This is a genomic window from Vibrio sp. 1078-1 (genome assembly GCF_033340475.1).
In genome coordinates this window covers 1-563 of record NZ_JAWOWM010000698.1, presented here as the reverse complement: position 1 = coordinate 563, position 563 = coordinate 1, and the positions used below count along the sequence as shown (strand labels likewise).

1 protein-coding gene and 1 pseudogene are annotated in these 563 nt (G+C 51.2%); both read right to left on the bottom strand.

Annotated features, from left to right (window positions below; translation table 11 throughout):
- Positions 1-274 (bottom strand): annotated as a pseudogene (locus R7190_RS29585) (cytochrome c oxidase subunit I); the annotation flags it as partial.
- Positions 271-563: cytochrome c (locus R7190_RS29580; protein ID WP_318138166.1), on the bottom strand; the 293-nt coding region annotated here is incomplete at its 5' end. The pseudogene R7190_RS29585 and the gene R7190_RS29580, both read right to left, overlap by 4 nt.

Here is a 563-nt window from a genome sequence, read left to right as displayed (position 1 = left end):
TCTGATTAAAAAATTGCGGATCGACAAGCTGCAAACCCGGCTGAAACAGCTCCGCACGAATGACCATTGCCATCGCACCACCCGTCAGGAACATGGTGAAACTAAACCAAAGATACAACGTGCCGATGTCTTTATGGTTGGTAGAATACAACCAACGAGCCATACCTTTTGGCGCGTCGTGCGAATCGTGGTCGTCTAGCGCAATTGTTGCGTTTGCTGCGGTATGCGCTTCAACGGGTGCCGACTTTACGGCTTTGTCTGCTGGCTTACTCATATTTCCTCCTTGGCACTTTTTTGTGCCTTAAAGGCATTGACGTCGGCCGCTTGAACCGTATCGCCAGTATCATTTCCCCAAGCATTGCGTTGGTAGGTAATTACCGCAGCAATTTCTTGATCACTAAGTTGGTTAGCAAAAGACTGCATCGCCGTCCCTGCGCGGCCATCAACAACCACGCCGATATGTTCGGCGACATCACCTGTCGCGACAGGACTGCCTTTAATTGAAGGGAACGCCCCCGGAATACCCTCACCATTAGCTTGGTGACAAACAGCACAACGCGCCG